Source organism: Ruegeria sp. C5, assembly GCF_056537605.1.
Map to the genome: position 1 here is coordinate 1 of NZ_JBQFRX010000005.1, position 14,450 is coordinate 14,450.

The following is a 14,450-nucleotide window of genomic DNA, read 5'->3' on the forward strand; positions in this document are numbered from 1 at the left end:
AAGTCGCTGAACGCGCCAAAACCAGCCGTGCGACGGTCTATCGCTACTTTTCTGACCCAAGTGTTTTGGCTTTGGACGCGACGCTCGATCTTGAAGTTACTCCAACGTCAGAACTTCTTTTTGGGCTGAATAACGTCAGGAGCCGTGTACATGTCGTTGCGCGTTACTATCTGGATTTTTCTCGGGTTCATGAGGCGCACTTCAGGCAGTTTCTGGCTGAATCACTCAAGGCATCACTTGAGGAAGGAACGGTCAAAATGCGTGGCGCTAGAAGAGTGACGGCTTTTTCTGAAGCACTAGCGCCAATTCATTCATTGATGGAGCCGAAGGACGTTGACGACCTGGCGAAGCGGTTATCCATGACGACGGGAATGGAACAACTTATCATTCTTGAAGACATTCTGCGTGTAGACGAAGCAACTGGTTACCAACTTCAGGAAGGGTTGGTCGACGCTCTTTTGGATCGGTACTTGCCAAAAAACTGAGGATGGCCGAATTACAGAAATGCGCAGAAAGCAGACTTTGCAAACCTCAACGAACGATCATAGCGAACGTTTGCCGAGAGCTTTTGGAGCAGCAGTTATGAGGAACCGGCTGGACAGGCTATTGATCATAACTTGCTGTTCTGTCGAAATCTCGCGCCAGTTGAAGGTCGCTGTGATTGCAAAGTCAGGCGATGGTCACTGTCCTGAATTGGTTTTCGCGATACTGCAAAGCAGATCGACATGTTTGTCCAACCATTCTTCGTTCAGCGCCTCGTGACGAATGAGCTTGCGGAAATAAGGTGCAGCGACTGCCAGTTCTATGAATTGGTCAACCGGAACGTCGGCGGCGATCTCACCCCGATCTATTGCGGCTGAAAGCACGGCTTCAACACTTGCAAACCTGTCTTTCATGAATTCAGTGATCACCAAGCGCGCTTCTGCATCGGTGGACGCAGCAGCGACAACTTGAGGCGCAATTTGGCCCCATGGTGTGTCATTCAAGGCTCCCATCAGTACTCCGAGTAACCAGCGCAGGTCAGATCGCAGCGGGCCATCTGTTTTGGGTGGTATGTTAGGCGGTGTTGCGATGCGCCTGAATGCTGCATCACGCAGACCGCGCGCATCTGGCCAGTGCCTGTAAAGTGTGCTGCGCGAAATGCCCGTTGCCTTTGAAACCGCGCCATGAGTTACGTGCAGCACGCCCTCATCCATCAGTATCCTTTGCGCCGCATCAAGTGCGGCCTGTCGTGTGGCGATCAGCCTGGGATCTTCTTTCAATCGCCCCTCCTATAGAGCATTTTGTTGCGCTGTAGAACATTATGCCCTAAAAGTATGGTCAGCCAATACCTAAATCGCAAAACCTAAATCCCACAAATACGTCTTGTCAAAACGGGAGCGTATCAATGTTCAAAGTGGCAGCAACCCCGCTGGCGGTACTCTTATCGATGGGCGCGACAAACGCATTGTCCGAGAGTGGCACCTACGAGCTGGATCCTGGACATAGCCAGGTATTGTTCAGCTACGACCACATCGGTTTTTCAGAAACATTTGGAATGTTCTCAGGTTTTAGCGGTGAGATAGAGTTCAACGAAGATGATCCGTCATCATCATCTGTCTTAGTGTCTATGCCTGTAAAATCCATGATCACGGGCTGGGACGCCCGTCTGCAACACTTCATGTCCGATGACTTTTTTAGCGCGAGTGACAGTGACGTGGTCACATTCGCCTCGACCAGCATTGAAGTCACCGGGGACAATACCGCGAGTATTTCTGGCGACCTGACCATGAATGGCATCACCAAACCTGTTGTTTTAGAAACAACGCTTAACAAGTCAGCTCCATACCCGTTTGGCCCAAAAGAGGGCACGCCGACCCTGGGCCTAGCAGCCACGGCGACCATAGTGCGGTCTGAATTCGGACTTGGGGCATTTGCGCCAGCAGTGAGCGACGAGATAGAGCTCTTGATCAATATCGAAGCGTTAAAGGCTGAATGATGTGTTCAAGGGCGCCGATACTGCGCTGAACGCTCATTCCTTGATTTTGGCGGATGGTCAACACGATGAATGAAATCCTGAGAACATTGGCGTTTGCTGCGACGGTGGTGGCATTGATGTGCCCGATGGCTTCCGCACAAGAGCGTTCCTTGCCGGAGCGCACCTCACCCCGTCCTGAAACGACAAGCGGCGTACCGCATACTCAGATTGGTGTCGAAATTGATACCGACTTGGCCAAGCTATTGCTGGAGCGTGTTGCGCAACTCCCAGGGGTCACACTTGGCCCGACACGCATATCGCTTCCTGGCGCGATTGGTTTTCAGCTTGATCCCGACATGCTGCTGTCTCAACCGAACTCTATCGTGGGTGGGTTTGAGTTTGCGCATATGCATCCTGATGGCAGCTTGCACGCGTCGCTGCATCCGGCAATGGCGCGACGGGCAATTGAAGCTGGCTGGGCCGTAGCTCACCCTTGGGCCAAGCAACGTCCTGGGTGGAGCGGCTTTGTCATGATTTACACACCGACCACACCAGAAGAGTTGGATGTCGTCATCGATCTGGTAGAAAGCTCGTACACCTTCATCACCGGCAACACCTTGGGCTAAGCTCGAATTGCGCGAAAGTGTGCGGGGACGCCTGTTTTCTATCAGAGAGCAGTTTCAGCCACCTTGTTTCTCGCAGTCATTTTTTTCTTAAATTGTCGCCGTGGCGAAGCGCTCGATACCTTCAAGCCATTCACACTAATGGTAGCTGCCGTCCGCTTGTTAGATTTTGCAAAGCTCAGAGTCGAAGTTCCGCTTCGGGCCGCCATCGGTCACAGATGAAGAGAGCAACGGGCTGACACTTTCAGAATGGATATTGCAAAGTGAACCTTTGTTAGTAACGCGAAACGCGCTAACTACTTCACCTCAATTCTAGGCTTCGCCAGCCAATTAGACATTTTGCTCGGCTGTGTGTTTCAACGCAAGTTTTGGAATGTCTGACGTCAGCGCCCATGGGACAGTTTAGGTCGATTTGATAAGAGAGGGTTTCTGGCTATGAAGAAAGAAAGTGTACGGCTTGTTGTCACCGAACATTAGCGTTTGCAGCCCTACAATCAGTGATGGTGTTTATCTACCTTGAACGGGGCTAGGCTCTCTCGGAACTGCTCGATGAACTCAAGCGTCACCAGTGACGGTTGTTTCAAAACCGGGCGAACAAGGGAAAGCGTATGTGACAAGAGCGGTTTGAAGGGTCGGTAGCTCAATCCGTCGTCTAAATACTGGACGGCGTCCAACTCGCTGACCACGGAAATCCCAACACCCTTCACAGCCAACTCACAAGCCGCCGTGAACTGTCTGACTTCGATGTGGGAATTCAGTTTGACGTTGGCATTTTGAAACGCTTTTGAGAGTTTTCCAAAAAAGTCGCTGTCGCGCCTTGTGTGAATAATCCTGGCATTCGCAATATCCGTAGGTGACACCTCGGAGAGTTCTTCCAATTCATGTCCGGTAGGAAACACGCAAACTGTACGGACATCGATGTCTCTGCTTTCGACGGCCGGATGCCCGTTAAAACTATCTGTGATTCCGAAATCATATTGCTCACCGATCATCCACTCGAGAATGCGTTCCGGTCTGTCTGGCTCGATCGTCATTGTTACACCTGGCCGATCTTCTAGAAACTTGGCGATGACGTTGGGAAGATGACTGGTGGCGAACCCAGGCAAACATGCGATGCGGATGTGTCCCGCTTTGCGTTGCGTTATGTCCTGACTGACATCCGAGATTTGCTTCATCAATTCCAGAACGCGCTCTACGCTGGGTTGCAGATATCGTATCTCCTGCGAGGGCACCAAGCGACCTTCGCGACGATCAAAAAGCTGAAAGCCAAGTGATTTTTCCAGATCAGAAAGTAGTCTGCTGACTGCAGGCTGACTTATCCCAAGATCCGTAGCTGCAGCAGTGACCGACCCATTGATGGAAACGGCCATGAGCGCTTCCAATTGCCGGATCCGCAAAGTTTGACTCATATTTTGAACCTGGTTCGTTGTTTCCCTGGTTGGTTTATAATGTAATGTTATGTTTTTCTCAAAAATTAAATGCTTGAATTATAAAATTGTAACGTTAACGTCGTGAAATCGTCATGTGTGCTGATTACGCGTTGCGGTCGGTATTCAACGAAGCATCAACCCCTGATGCATGGGAGGAATCATGAAAAAGAATTTTCTAGGCGCTCTCGCCTTAACAACTGCTCTGTCGCCGGTGGCGGCTATGGCGCAAACCGAAATTCAGTTCTGGCATGCCTTCACCGGTCGACTAGGCGATCTTGTGAAGGCTCAGGTTGAAGAGTTCAATGCCAGCCAAGATGAGTTCACTGTAGTAGAAAGCCATAAAGGCAACTATTCGGAAACACTGAATGCGGGTATTGCTGCTTTCCGAGCAGGTGAACAACCACATATCCTGATGGTTTTCGAAGTAGGCACGGCAACGATGATGTCGGCCGAAGGGGCTATCAAACCAGTGTATGAAGTGATGGCTGAAAGCGGTGCATCATTCGATCCTGATGCCTACATTGGTGCCGTCAAAGGCTACTATACGACCACTGACGGGGACATGCTGTCGCTGCCCTTCAACTCGTCCACACCCGTTCTCTGGGTCAATCGCGATGCTATGGAAGCGGCGGGTGTTGACCCTGACACGGATTTGTCGACCTGGGAAAAGGTTGGTGACGTTCTTGACCAGCTTAAGGCTGGGGGTGAAGACTGTCCGCTGGTCACTGCTTGGCAAAGCTGGATCCACCTTGAGAACCTTTCGGCCTATCACGACGTCCCATTCGCATCGAAGGACAATGGATTTGCCGGTCTTGATACCGAACTGATGTTGAATGGACCGACGCAGGTGGCGCACCTGACCGCGATGGGTGATTGGGCCAAAGATGGTAAATTCATCTATACCGGCCGCAGAAATGAAGGTGGCGCGAACTTCCGGGCAGGTGAATGCGCACTATTCACCGAAAGTTCGGCAGGTTATGCCGGCATTAGCTCTGAGGCTGAGTTCGAATTCGACGTGCGCCCATTGCCCTATTGGGAGGCGGTCGTAAGCGAGCCGCAAAACACCATTATTGGTGGCGCTTCGCTTTGGGTGATGGAGGGTCACGATCCTGAAGAATACAAAGGTGTCGGTGAATTCCTGAGCTTCCTGTCATCTTCGGACGTTCAGGCGAACTGGCACCAGAACACAGGGTATCTTCCAATCACCGCCGAAGCTGGCGTCGCGACCCGAAATGCTGGTTTCTATGAAGAAAACCCAGGTACTGACATTGCTGTCATACAGATGACCGCCAAAGAGCCGACTGCGAATTCGAAGGGTCTGCGTCTGGGGTCGTTTGACCAGATTCGCGGCATCATCGACGAAGAGCTCGAGGCTGTCTGGTCCGGTGAAAAGACCGCTCAGGAAGCAATGGACAGTGCGAAAGAACGCGGCGATGCCCTGCTGCGCCGGTTCGAGTCTGCCAATCAATAAGTCCTAATTTGATGCGGACCTGTTTCGGGCCCGCATCTTCTTTATTCGGTGGTTTATCGGGATGGAAAAACGCGTCACCTTTCGCGGCTGGCTTCTGCCATTGGCGCTGATTGCCCCGCAGGTCATCATCTCCGCTGTCTTCTTCTTCTATCCGGCCGGGCAGGCGGTGTGGCAGTCTTTGTTCATACCTGACCCCTTTGGGCTGTCGTCCCAATTCGTGGGGTTCGGCAACTTTGAATTCCTGCTGAGCGATAAATTCTACCGTGCTTCTTTCGTGACGACGGCGGTGTTTTCAACGCTCGTAACACTGTGTTCAATGATCCCGGCGTTGTTTCTGGCGGTCATAGCGGACCGCCTGATCAAAGGATCGGGTGTTTACCGGACGCTGCTGATTTGGCCCTACGCCGTTGCCCCCGCTGTTGCAGGCGTGCTGTGGCTGTTCATGTTCAACACGCGTGTTGGTGTCGTGTCGTGGTACCTCGGCCAGCTTGGTTATGACTGGAACCACGTTCTGAACGGCACCGAGGCCATGGGCCTGGTGGTTGTAGCCTCGGCCTGGGGGCGTATCAGCTATAACTTCTTGTTCTTCTTCGCAGCGCTACAGTCGGTCCCAAGATCGGTGATCGAGGCTGCGGCAATTGACGGCGCGCGCTTCTGGCGCCGGTTCTTCACAATCGTGCTGCCGCTTTTGTCACCAACCGCTTTCTTCCTGTTGGTGGTGAATGTTGTCTACGCATTCTTTGAGACCTTTGGCGTCATCCACACGATCACTGGCGGTGGCCCACAGCAGGCGACGACCATTCTAGTCTACAAAGTCTTCTCGGATGGGTTCGTTGGACAAGATCTCGGTTCGTCCTCCGCTCAGTCCGTCATCCTGCTTATTGTCGTTGGTCTGCTGACCGTCATCCAATTCAAATACGTGGAAAAAAGGGTGCACTACTGATGGCAGCCCAACAACACGGAATGGTCGAAAAAAGTGGAATGGGGATCTGGTTGACCCATGCCATGATGATCCTTGGCGTCTTAATCATCTTTTTCCCGATCTGGCTGGCGTTCGTGGCATCGACTGTGACCCAGCCAGAAATCGTTTCGCCGCCCATGCCCATTCTCCCCGGCGATCAATTCTGGGAAAACTATAAGGCCGCGCTGTTCTCCGGTGTGAACGTCCCAGTCGCCACAATGTTGTTCAACAGTCTTGTGATGGCCATCGGAATCGCAGTGGGCAAGATCATAATTTCGCTGCTGTCAGCTTTTGCGATCGTCTATTTCCGTTTTCCCGGGCGAACGACGTTCTTTTGGCTGATCTTCCTAACGCTGATGCTTCCGGTCGAGGTTCGTATTGTGCCGACGTTCGAAGTTGTCGCCGGGTTCGGCATGCTCAACAGCTACTATGGTCTGATCTTCCCCTTAATCGCCTCGGCCACGGCAACGTTCCTGTTCCGGCAGTTCTTTCTGACGATCCCGGATGAACTGGCCGAAGCTGCACGCGTCGATGGTGCCCGCCCGATGCGGTTCTTCATTGATATCGTGGTCCCCATGAGCCGAACGAATATCGCGGCGCTGTTCGTGATCCTTTTTATCTACGGGTGGAATCAATATCTCTGGCCGCTGCTCATCACTACCGATCCTGAAATGAACACCATCGTGATGGGTATCAAACAGATGTTCCCATCCGGCGACGACGTGGCGGAATGGCCGGTCATCATGGCCACTTCGATTTTGGCAATGATCCCGCCGGTCATCGTGGTGGTGTCTATGCAAAAGCTGTTTGTCCGCGGCCTTGTCGATAGCGAGAAATAAAAAATGGCAACAGTAAACTTAGAGAATGTCAAAAAGAGCTTTGGCCCGACGGACGTTATCCATGGCATCGACATAGATATTGCGGACGGTGAATTCATTGTGATTGTTGGCCCTTCGGGCTGCGGAAAATCCACGCTTTTGCGAATGGTTGCGGGCCTTGAAACCGTAACGTCCGGTGAAATCCGGATTGGAGAAGAACGAGCCAACGACAAAGAGCCGATGGATCGCGATATCGCGATGGTGTTCCAGAATTATGCGCTCTACCCACATATGTCGGTGCGCCAGAACATGGGGTATGGGCTGAAAATCGCGGGGCTTCCAAAGAACCAGATTGACCAGAAGGTGACCGAGGCCGCCAAACTGTTGCAGCTGGAAGCTTTGTTGGACCGCAAACCCCGGCAGCTTTCAGGCGGTCAACGCCAAAGGGTGGCAATGGGGCGGGCAATTGTTCGCGAGCCGGCGGTTTTCCTGTTTGATGAACCACTCTCAAATCTTGATGCCAAGCTGCGTGTTCAGATGCGTTTAGAAATCCGCGAGCTTCAGGAAAAGCTAGGAATTACATCGCTTTACGTGACTCACGATCAGGTCGAAGCGATGACGATGGCAGACAGGATGATCGTGATGAACGGAGGCATCGCTGAGCAGATTGGGACGCCATTGGAGGTATATGAAACACCAGGAACCCTTTTCGCGGCTCAGTTTATTGGTAGCCCTGCAATGAATATCTTTGATGCTCAGCGTGAAAACGGAACGGTTAAGATAGGGGGCTTAGAGATTGGCCCATCCACGGGGCCTGATACCCCACTAAAGCTTGGAATCCGACCAGAGCATCTGTTTCTGGACGACAATGGTCCGCTGGAAGCCGCTATTCAGATGGCGGAACCGCTAGGCGCAAACACCTTGTTGCATGGCCAGCTCACGGATGGAGGCGACGCGATCACGATAAGCCTTCCGGGTGTCCACCCAATCGAAGGCCGGCATCCGAGCATGCGGTTCTCAGTTGCCTCAGAGCACATGCATCTGTTTGACCATTCATCCGGCAAGAGGTTGGAAGGCTGATGGTCTTTCCACAGGTTGAAGCCTTTCGTGGTGGCAAAAACCTGATCCGGGTTGTGGGGCATCGAGGTGCGCGGGGTGTGCTGCCCGAAAACAGTATGATTGGCTTTGACTTTTCGCTCTCTATCGGCGTCCCGCTGCTTGAGTTTGATGTTGTCCTGACGGCCGATGACGTGCCGGTCATAACCCACAACCATCGGTTGCACGCTCCCAGCTTTCGTGACGCAAAGGGCCTGTTTCTAACCGGAGAAGAGCCGAAGGTCTCGTCATTGACGTTCGAGCAAATCCAGCAATTTGACATCGGGCGGTTGGATGGTCATTCGGCTTATGGCCAACGGTTTCCGGACCAAGCTCAACTGGATGGCATCCGTGTTCCAAAGTTGCAGGATTTGCTGGATTTGGTTGATGATCCAAAGTACGGCGATGCCTATCTGATGCTCGAACTGAAGTCGGATCCGGATTTGGCTCACGATGCGCTTTATAGGAGGAAATTTGTCGAGCGGGTTCTTCAAGAAGTACGTGACAAAGGATTGTCTTCGCGCGCGGTGCTCCACAGTTTTGATTGGAACCTGTTGGAGGAGTGTCAGCGGCAGGCTCCTGACATGCCGTCTTCCTACCTGACGCAGCTTCCGGAAAACGCGGCGGATGTTGGTGAGGATTCCTCGAAAGCGGTTTGCCCTGACTTTCGTGGTCGTCGTGATGAAATTCCAAATTTGGTCAAGCAAGCTGGCGGTTCGCTTTGGTGCCCATACTACACGGATGTAACGGCTGAAAATGTGGCGCGCGCAAAAGAACTGGGCCTATGTGTTGCCGTTTGGACGGTCAATGAGCACGAAGAAATAGACAGGATGATCGACCTGCGCGTGGATGCAATTGTATCTGACTACCCCGGTCGGGTTCAAAGGCATTTATCGGATTTGTGTATGAGGTGGCGCGTCAGAAACCAGTGAGTTCTGAGTCGCAAGAGCCTGACGCCTTTTTTGTTTCTTCCTGTCATAATCGAAAAGGATAAATCACATCACCGCTTTAATCTGGCCAGCTAGGCGAAAAGAATAGTGGTTCAGCGTACTAAATAAATGCAGCGTTGCCTCTGCAATTGTTCGGGGACCGCCTTAAGGTCCTTCTAATCACGTCGCGTGACACGGGACGTTGGATCATGCCGAAAGGTTGTCCGATGGATGGCAAGAAAGACTGGATTCTTGCTGCGAACGTTCAAACGTCAAGGCACTAGTGTTCAATCAAGGTTGAATGTCCGTCGCGCGACTCGATGAAGCCGTCTTGGGGTTCATTCAATGCGAAAAACTCTTGTGGGGACGGACGATGTGGTCGGGCGAAAGTTGGTCCAGATGTCTCAAGCAGCCTATTGCACGCGAGACTACACCAAACGGATCTGCGACAATGGCGGCGAGGGGTTGCAGTTCATCGGTTGGCATGAGCCAGAAGAGGCCATTACGGCCAAATGGATCAAAGACAGTTACCATCCGAAAGCCCGGCTCAAGCATCGTGTTTCAGAACTTGTGCCTTTGATCACATTGGCGGCGTCCGGTCTCGGCATGGCCTATCTTGCGTGCAATCTTGGCGACCGCGATCCCGATCTGATCCGTGCACCCTTCCAAAAGCCAATACCGTACCGAAACATTTGGCTATTGCTGCATCGTGATCTTGGAAACACCAAGCGTGTCCGGCTCTTCGTCGAATTTATGTCCGAGCGGGTCAGGTCTAGGCGAAACGAGTTCTGGGTTTCGGGAACCTCGAAGCGGGAGTAGCGGTTATTCTATCCGGAAAGATGGACGGTAAACTGTACTCTTTTGAGACACTAACAGCAGCGTCGTTGAATGGCGGTTACTCGTATTGGGTCAGAAATGCTTGACGTTTGGGTCAGAATTGAATGACGTGATCGATCGCTTTGTTGAGGTTTTGGTTGTCGATTGAGTCCACGATCAGTGAAGTTCCACATTTCCTTGTTGTAAGGCGACACATAGTTCTGCCAGCAGCGACAGAGCCTTGCCATTTTTTCGCGTCGCTTCCTTCATCCAGAACCCAGACCGATTTAGTTGATCCTGACTTCCTTTCGAGAAAACCAGGGCTGATTTGCAGATCAGACGCCGGAGGCGCCTGTTCCTGCTGCTCTGCCATGTGGCGAACACGCTTGGGGGCGACGCAATGCTATTCGACAATAGTGGTGCGGCCCGCAAGCGCAGCCGAAGACCCGGTTTTGTCTAATAGGGTTGCCTGAGGGGGAAGGCAGCGTCTTACCCCTGATCGCCAGAGGCGTTTGGTTTGTCCAAATCCCACTAGCCCCAAAAACAAGTGCGGCTGAGTTGGCTGTGCCGTTACGTCTGCTCCAGAACACGTTGCTTTTCTAAAGAATCGGCGGAAAGCGGTCATTTGCTGCAGGCGCGGGAACACATTGTTTTAGTTGTCAAAGCGGACCTTCGGTTTTGATCTGCAAATGGAAGTGGAATCTGGTGCCTCAAGCAAACTAGTAGCGTAACTGAAAAACCAAAAAATGATGCGATGTGCTATCACGGATTTCTTTGATGGCATGTAGAAAAACTGTGCAGGTATTCCGCTAAGTGTGAAATCAAGCTGAAAAATTGGGCGAACGGCAGCCTGATGAAGCATTAAATGGCGCTGGAATTGCTACCAATGCGCCTTGGCCTCACTTGTGACCCTATGAACCAACATCTAACTGTCGTTGTAGTCGAGCAGAACCAAGAACGAGCCTTTGCGATTGTAGATGCTCTTAAAGAGGCCGGAGACGTAGACGTTTCTGTAATCGGCAATGTCTCCGGGCTGGCAAGGAAAATTGCTACTCATAGCCCAGATATTGTCCTGATTGATATCGACAACCCCTCTCGAGATATGTTGGAAGAACTTACCGTTGCTTCGGGCCCATTGGAACGACCCGTGGCTATGTTCGTCTCAGGCGCCGCAGGCGGATTGGCAAAAGCTGCTGTTGAGGCCGGTGTATCGGCCTATGTTGTCGATGGATTGCAAGCTGAGCGAATTAAACCTGTTATCGATACCGCCATCGCTCGGTTTCAGGTGCTGCGCCAGATGCGGACTGAACTTGCAGAAACCCGCCGTGCGCTTGAAGAGCGTAAAGTGATCGACCGCGCAAAAGGTTTGCTGATGAAAGCCAAGGGCATTTCGGAAGATGAAGCCTATGCGCTACTCCGAAAAACCGCGATGAACCAAAACCGCCGCGTCGCCGAGGTGGCCGAAGCCTTGGTCACTGCTTCGGGGTTGTTGTCATGAGAACCGTAACACTGCCCGTCGCGTATATGCCGCTTGTCGACGCGGCCCCATTGATCGTCGCGCGCGAGATGGGGTTCGACCATGCTGAAGGCATCTCGCTGGACCTGCGTCCGGCGCCATCGTGGTCCTCTCTGCGCGATATGCTGGCCTTTGGGCATGTGGACGCGGCGCATCTACTATCGCCTGTCCCTGTTGCGATGGCTTTGGGTCTTGGTGGAATCGCGACACCGCTATCCGCGGTATCTGTCCTGTCTTTGAATGGCAATGTTATCGGTGTTGGAACGCAATTGGCCGAGCGATTGATCGACCAGGGCTATGGTTTTGATTTCACTGATGCCGCTGCAGCTGGGGCTGCACTGGCAAAAGCTGCCGATGAAGTCTTGGTGTTTGGCGTGCCTTTCCCATTTTCAATGCATGTCGAGCTGCTGCGCTATTGGATTGCGGGAACCAAACTGGCCTCAAAACAGGTCGAAATCCGTACCGTCCCGCCGCCACTCATGGCGCAGGCGCTTGCGGGAGGCGAGATCGATGCCTTTTGCGTGGGCGAGCCTTGGGGCTCCTTCGCAGTGGACGACAGTGTTGGCGCACTGCTGTTGCCCGGAAAGGCGATCTGGACTTGTGCACCTGAAAAGGTGTTGGCAGTCAGAAACGACTGGGCCGAGACGGAACCGCATTTGCTGGGAAGTCTCATGCGGACCGTATGGCGTGCGGGACGCTGGCTGTCAAACACGGACAGCCGAACAACCGCGTCCGAGATGCTGTCACGCAAAACCTACCTCAATGTCTCACCTGAGCTGATCGACCGAGCGTTAATGGGTGAGTTCGCCATATCTACACGCGGCGAGCAACGCAGTGTGGAAGGGTTTGTCGAGTTTTTTGACGGTGCTGCCACCTTCCCGTGGCGTAGTCAGGCAAAATGGGTCGCGCATCAATTGGCGCTAAGAAACGGGCTGGACGTCGGGACAGCGGAACGACAAGCAGCCAAGGTCTTTCGAAGTGATCTCTATCGTCGGGAGTTGCAAGGGCTTGGTGTGGAAACACCCGGCGCATCCGAGAAACTTGAAGGAGATTTGTCTGAGTCGACGGCCGTTGCCTCAGCCAATGGCAGCCTGATTCTGTCTCGGAACGTCTTCTTCGACCGGCGCATTTTCGAGCCCGCAGGGTAAGATTGCACAATTTTTTTGCAGCGCAGCATCTCTTTTTGCTGCGCTGCAGAATTCTCGAAGTGAAGATGTCAAAAAATGATGACGTCGCACTGCGCGTCTGACTTAATCGGGACATCGGAAGGCAACGACGCCCACCGACGGAATTCGCCCACAATCCAGGGCACCTTAGAAGAGCAAAGCCGCTCGACCATCCGCCACCTCCTCCCGGCGGACTGTGTCGGCGGCTTTTTTTGTTTGCCCATGGGGTTGGGCTGAACCGAAAGGGATCGAGATGAAAAAGCTTCTTTTAGGCCTCGCCGCGACGACGGCGCTTGTGTCTCCAGCACTGGCCGAATTGGAACTGGAAAAAGACGAGCTGACCTTTGGCTTTATCAAACTGACCGACATGGCGCCGCTGGCTGTCGCCTATGAGAATGGGTACTTTCTGGACGAAGGCCTGTTCGTGACGCTGGAAGCACAAGCAAACTGGAAGGTGCTGTTGGATGGCGTGATTGACGGACAGCTTGACGGCGCACATATGCTGGCTGGACAACCATTGGCCGCAACCATCGGGTATGGGACCGAAGCCCATATCATCACGCCATTCTCAATGGACCTGAACGGCAACGGCATCACCGTGTCCAATGAGATTTGGGAAGAGATGAAGCCGAACATCCCGGTGATGGACGACGGCCGTCCCCAGCATCCGATCAGCGCCGAGGCTCTGGCCCCGGTCGTCGAGAAGTACAAATCAGAAGGCAAGCCCTTTAACATGGGCATGGTCTTCCCAGTTTCGACCCATAACTACGAACTGCGCTATTGGCTGGCCGCCGGTGGTCTGCATCCGGGTTACTACAGCCCTGAAAACGTGACCGGTCAGATTGGTGCGGATGTGTTCCTGTCGGTGACCCCTCCACCGCAGATGCCTGCCACGTTGGAGGCCGGCACGATCTATGGCTATTGCGTGGGTGAGCCGTGGAATCAGCAGGCTGTGTTCAAGGGTATCGGCGTTCCGGTTATTACCGACTACGAGCTGTGGAAGAACAACCCCGAAAAGGTCTTTGGTCTCAATGCCGAGTTCGCAGAACAGTACCCCAACACCACTCTGGCCGTGACCAAGGCCCTGATCCGCGCAGCGATGTGGCTGGACGAGAACGAAAATGCCAACCGCCCTGAAGCCGTCGAGATTCTGAGCCGGGCTGAATATGTGGGTGCGGACTATGAGGTTATCGCCAACTCGATGACCGGCACGTTTGAGTATGAGAAGGGCGACAAGCGTGAGGTCCCCGATTTCAACGTGTTTTTCCGCTACAACGCGACCTATCCGTTCTACTCGGACGCCGTTTGGTACCTGACGCAGATGCGCCGCTGGGGGCAGATTGCCGAGTCCAAGCCCGACAGCTGGTATGACGAGGTCGCCAAGTCCGTCTACAAACCCGAGATCTATTTGGAAGCCGCCCGCTTGCTGGTCGACGAAGGTCTGGCGAATGAAGCCGACTTCCCCTGGGACAGCGATGGTTACAAAGCGCCGACCCCGGCCGAGGATATCATTGACGGCGTCGCTTACGACGGACGCACACCCAACGCCTATCTCGAAAGCCTGTCCATAGGCCTGAAGGGCGAGCAGAAGATCATCGGCTCGGACGTGCAAGGCTAATTCCCCAAATCCTGCGCCCGGCCCGCGCCGGGCGCAGCCCCCAAAGTGCC

Annotated in this window: 15 protein-coding genes; 12 read left to right on the plus strand and 3 right to left on the minus strand. The window is 53.3% G+C overall.

The annotated features are described in order from the left end of the window. The coding region (locus tag ACR0AW_RS15885; RefSeq protein WP_480439404.1) for a hypothetical protein at window positions 1-485 on the plus strand (485 nt) is incomplete at its 5' end. Window positions 486-680: 195 nt separating this feature from the next. Here the strand turns inward: ACR0AW_RS15885 and ACR0AW_RS15890 are convergent. Continuing rightward, window positions 681-1,262, minus strand: a complete 582-nt coding sequence (locus ACR0AW_RS15890; protein WP_170408611.1) for a TetR/AcrR family transcriptional regulator — start codon at window positions 1,260-1,262, stop codon at window positions 681-683. 125 nt (window positions 1,263-1,387) lie between these two features. On the opposite strand from ACR0AW_RS15890, the gene ACR0AW_RS15895 reads away from it, so the two are divergent. Both ACR0AW_RS15895 and ACR0AW_RS15900 read left to right on the plus strand, forming a co-directional pair. Beyond that, the gene (locus ACR0AW_RS15895) at window positions 1,388-1,978 is read left to right on the plus strand and encodes a YceI family protein (RefSeq protein ID WP_170733644.1); all 591 of its coding nucleotides are present in this window, start codon (window positions 1,388-1,390) and stop codon (window positions 1,976-1,978) included. 65 nt (window positions 1,979-2,043) lie between these two features. Next, entirely contained in the window at window positions 2,044-2,583 is a 540-nt protein-coding gene (locus ACR0AW_RS15900) for a luciferase domain-containing protein (protein WP_480439402.1), read from the plus strand. Between the two features lie 491 nt (window positions 2,584-3,074). On the opposite strand, the gene ACR0AW_RS15905 is transcribed toward ACR0AW_RS15900, so the two are convergent. Then, entirely contained in the window at window positions 3,075-3,989 is a 915-nt protein-coding gene (locus ACR0AW_RS15905; RefSeq protein WP_170733646.1) for a LysR substrate-binding domain-containing protein, read from the minus strand. A gap of 181 nt (window positions 3,990-4,170) precedes the next feature. Here ACR0AW_RS15905 and ugpB point away from each other — a divergent pair, with 181 nt between their 5' ends. From ugpB to ACR0AW_RS15935, 6 genes are all read left to right on the plus strand, one after another. Next, window positions 4,171-5,481 (plus strand): sn-glycerol-3-phosphate ABC transporter substrate-binding protein UgpB, encoded by a 1,311-nt coding sequence (gene ugpB / locus ACR0AW_RS15910; RefSeq protein WP_170392713.1) that lies wholly within the window; start codon window positions 4,171-4,173, stop codon window positions 5,479-5,481. Between the two features lie 61 nt (window positions 5,482-5,542). Next, on the plus strand, window positions 5,543-6,424 hold the full coding sequence (gene ugpA / locus ACR0AW_RS15915; protein ID WP_170513075.1) for a sn-glycerol-3-phosphate ABC transporter permease UgpA: 882 nt from the start codon (window positions 5,543-5,545) through the stop codon (window positions 6,422-6,424). 20 nt (window positions 6,425-6,444) lie between these two features. Beyond that, window positions 6,445-7,281 (plus strand): sn-glycerol-3-phosphate ABC transporter permease UgpE, encoded by an 837-nt coding sequence (gene ugpE / locus ACR0AW_RS15920; RefSeq protein ID WP_170733748.1) that lies wholly within the window; start codon window positions 6,445-6,447, stop codon window positions 7,279-7,281. Window positions 7,282-7,284: 3 nt separating this feature from the next. Then, window positions 7,285-8,340 (plus strand): sn-glycerol-3-phosphate ABC transporter ATP-binding protein UgpC, encoded by a 1,056-nt coding sequence (gene ugpC / locus ACR0AW_RS15925; protein WP_170733647.1) that lies wholly within the window; start codon window positions 7,285-7,287, stop codon window positions 8,338-8,340. Further along, entirely contained in the window at window positions 8,340-9,287 is a 948-nt protein-coding gene (locus ACR0AW_RS15930) for a glycerophosphodiester phosphodiesterase family protein (protein ID WP_480439399.1), read from the plus strand. The genes ugpC and ACR0AW_RS15930 overlap by 1 nt, the downstream gene beginning before the upstream one ends. Before the next feature lie 342 nt (window positions 9,288-9,629). Then, complete coding sequence (locus tag ACR0AW_RS15935; RefSeq protein ID WP_170733648.1) at window positions 9,630-10,103, plus strand: LysR substrate-binding domain-containing protein; 474 nt, start codon at window positions 9,630-9,632, stop codon at window positions 10,101-10,103. A gap of 112 nt (window positions 10,104-10,215) precedes the next feature. Here ACR0AW_RS15935 and ACR0AW_RS15940 read toward each other — a convergent pair whose 3' ends face one another. Then, the gene (locus ACR0AW_RS15940) at window positions 10,216-10,473 is read right to left on the minus strand and encodes a hypothetical protein (RefSeq protein ID WP_170733649.1); all 258 of its coding nucleotides are present in this window, start codon (window positions 10,471-10,473) and stop codon (window positions 10,216-10,218) included. 540 nt (window positions 10,474-11,013) lie between these two features. On the opposite strand from ACR0AW_RS15940, the gene ACR0AW_RS15945 reads away from it, so the two are divergent. The 3 genes from ACR0AW_RS15945 to ACR0AW_RS15955 all read left to right on the plus strand — a co-directional run bounded on the left by ACR0AW_RS15945 (window position 11,014) and on the right by ACR0AW_RS15955 (window position 14,400). Further along, window positions 11,014-11,598 carry an ANTAR domain-containing protein gene (locus ACR0AW_RS15945; RefSeq protein ID WP_170513598.1) on the plus strand — a complete coding sequence of 195 codons (585 nt, stop codon included), beginning with the start codon at window positions 11,014-11,016 and terminating at the stop codon, window positions 11,596-11,598. Further along, window positions 11,595-12,764: an ABC transporter substrate-binding protein gene (locus ACR0AW_RS15950; protein ID WP_170636328.1), complete on the plus strand. Its 1,170-nt coding sequence runs from the start codon at window positions 11,595-11,597 to the stop codon at window positions 12,762-12,764. Before ACR0AW_RS15945 ends, ACR0AW_RS15950 begins: the two co-directional genes overlap by 4 nt. 271 nt (window positions 12,765-13,035) lie before the next feature. Further along, window positions 13,036-14,400 carry a CmpA/NrtA family ABC transporter substrate-binding protein gene (locus ACR0AW_RS15955; protein ID WP_170392818.1) on the plus strand — a complete coding sequence of 455 codons (1,365 nt, stop codon included), beginning with the start codon at window positions 13,036-13,038 and terminating at the stop codon, window positions 14,398-14,400. The last annotated feature ends 50 nt before the right edge of the window (window positions 14,401-14,450 follow it).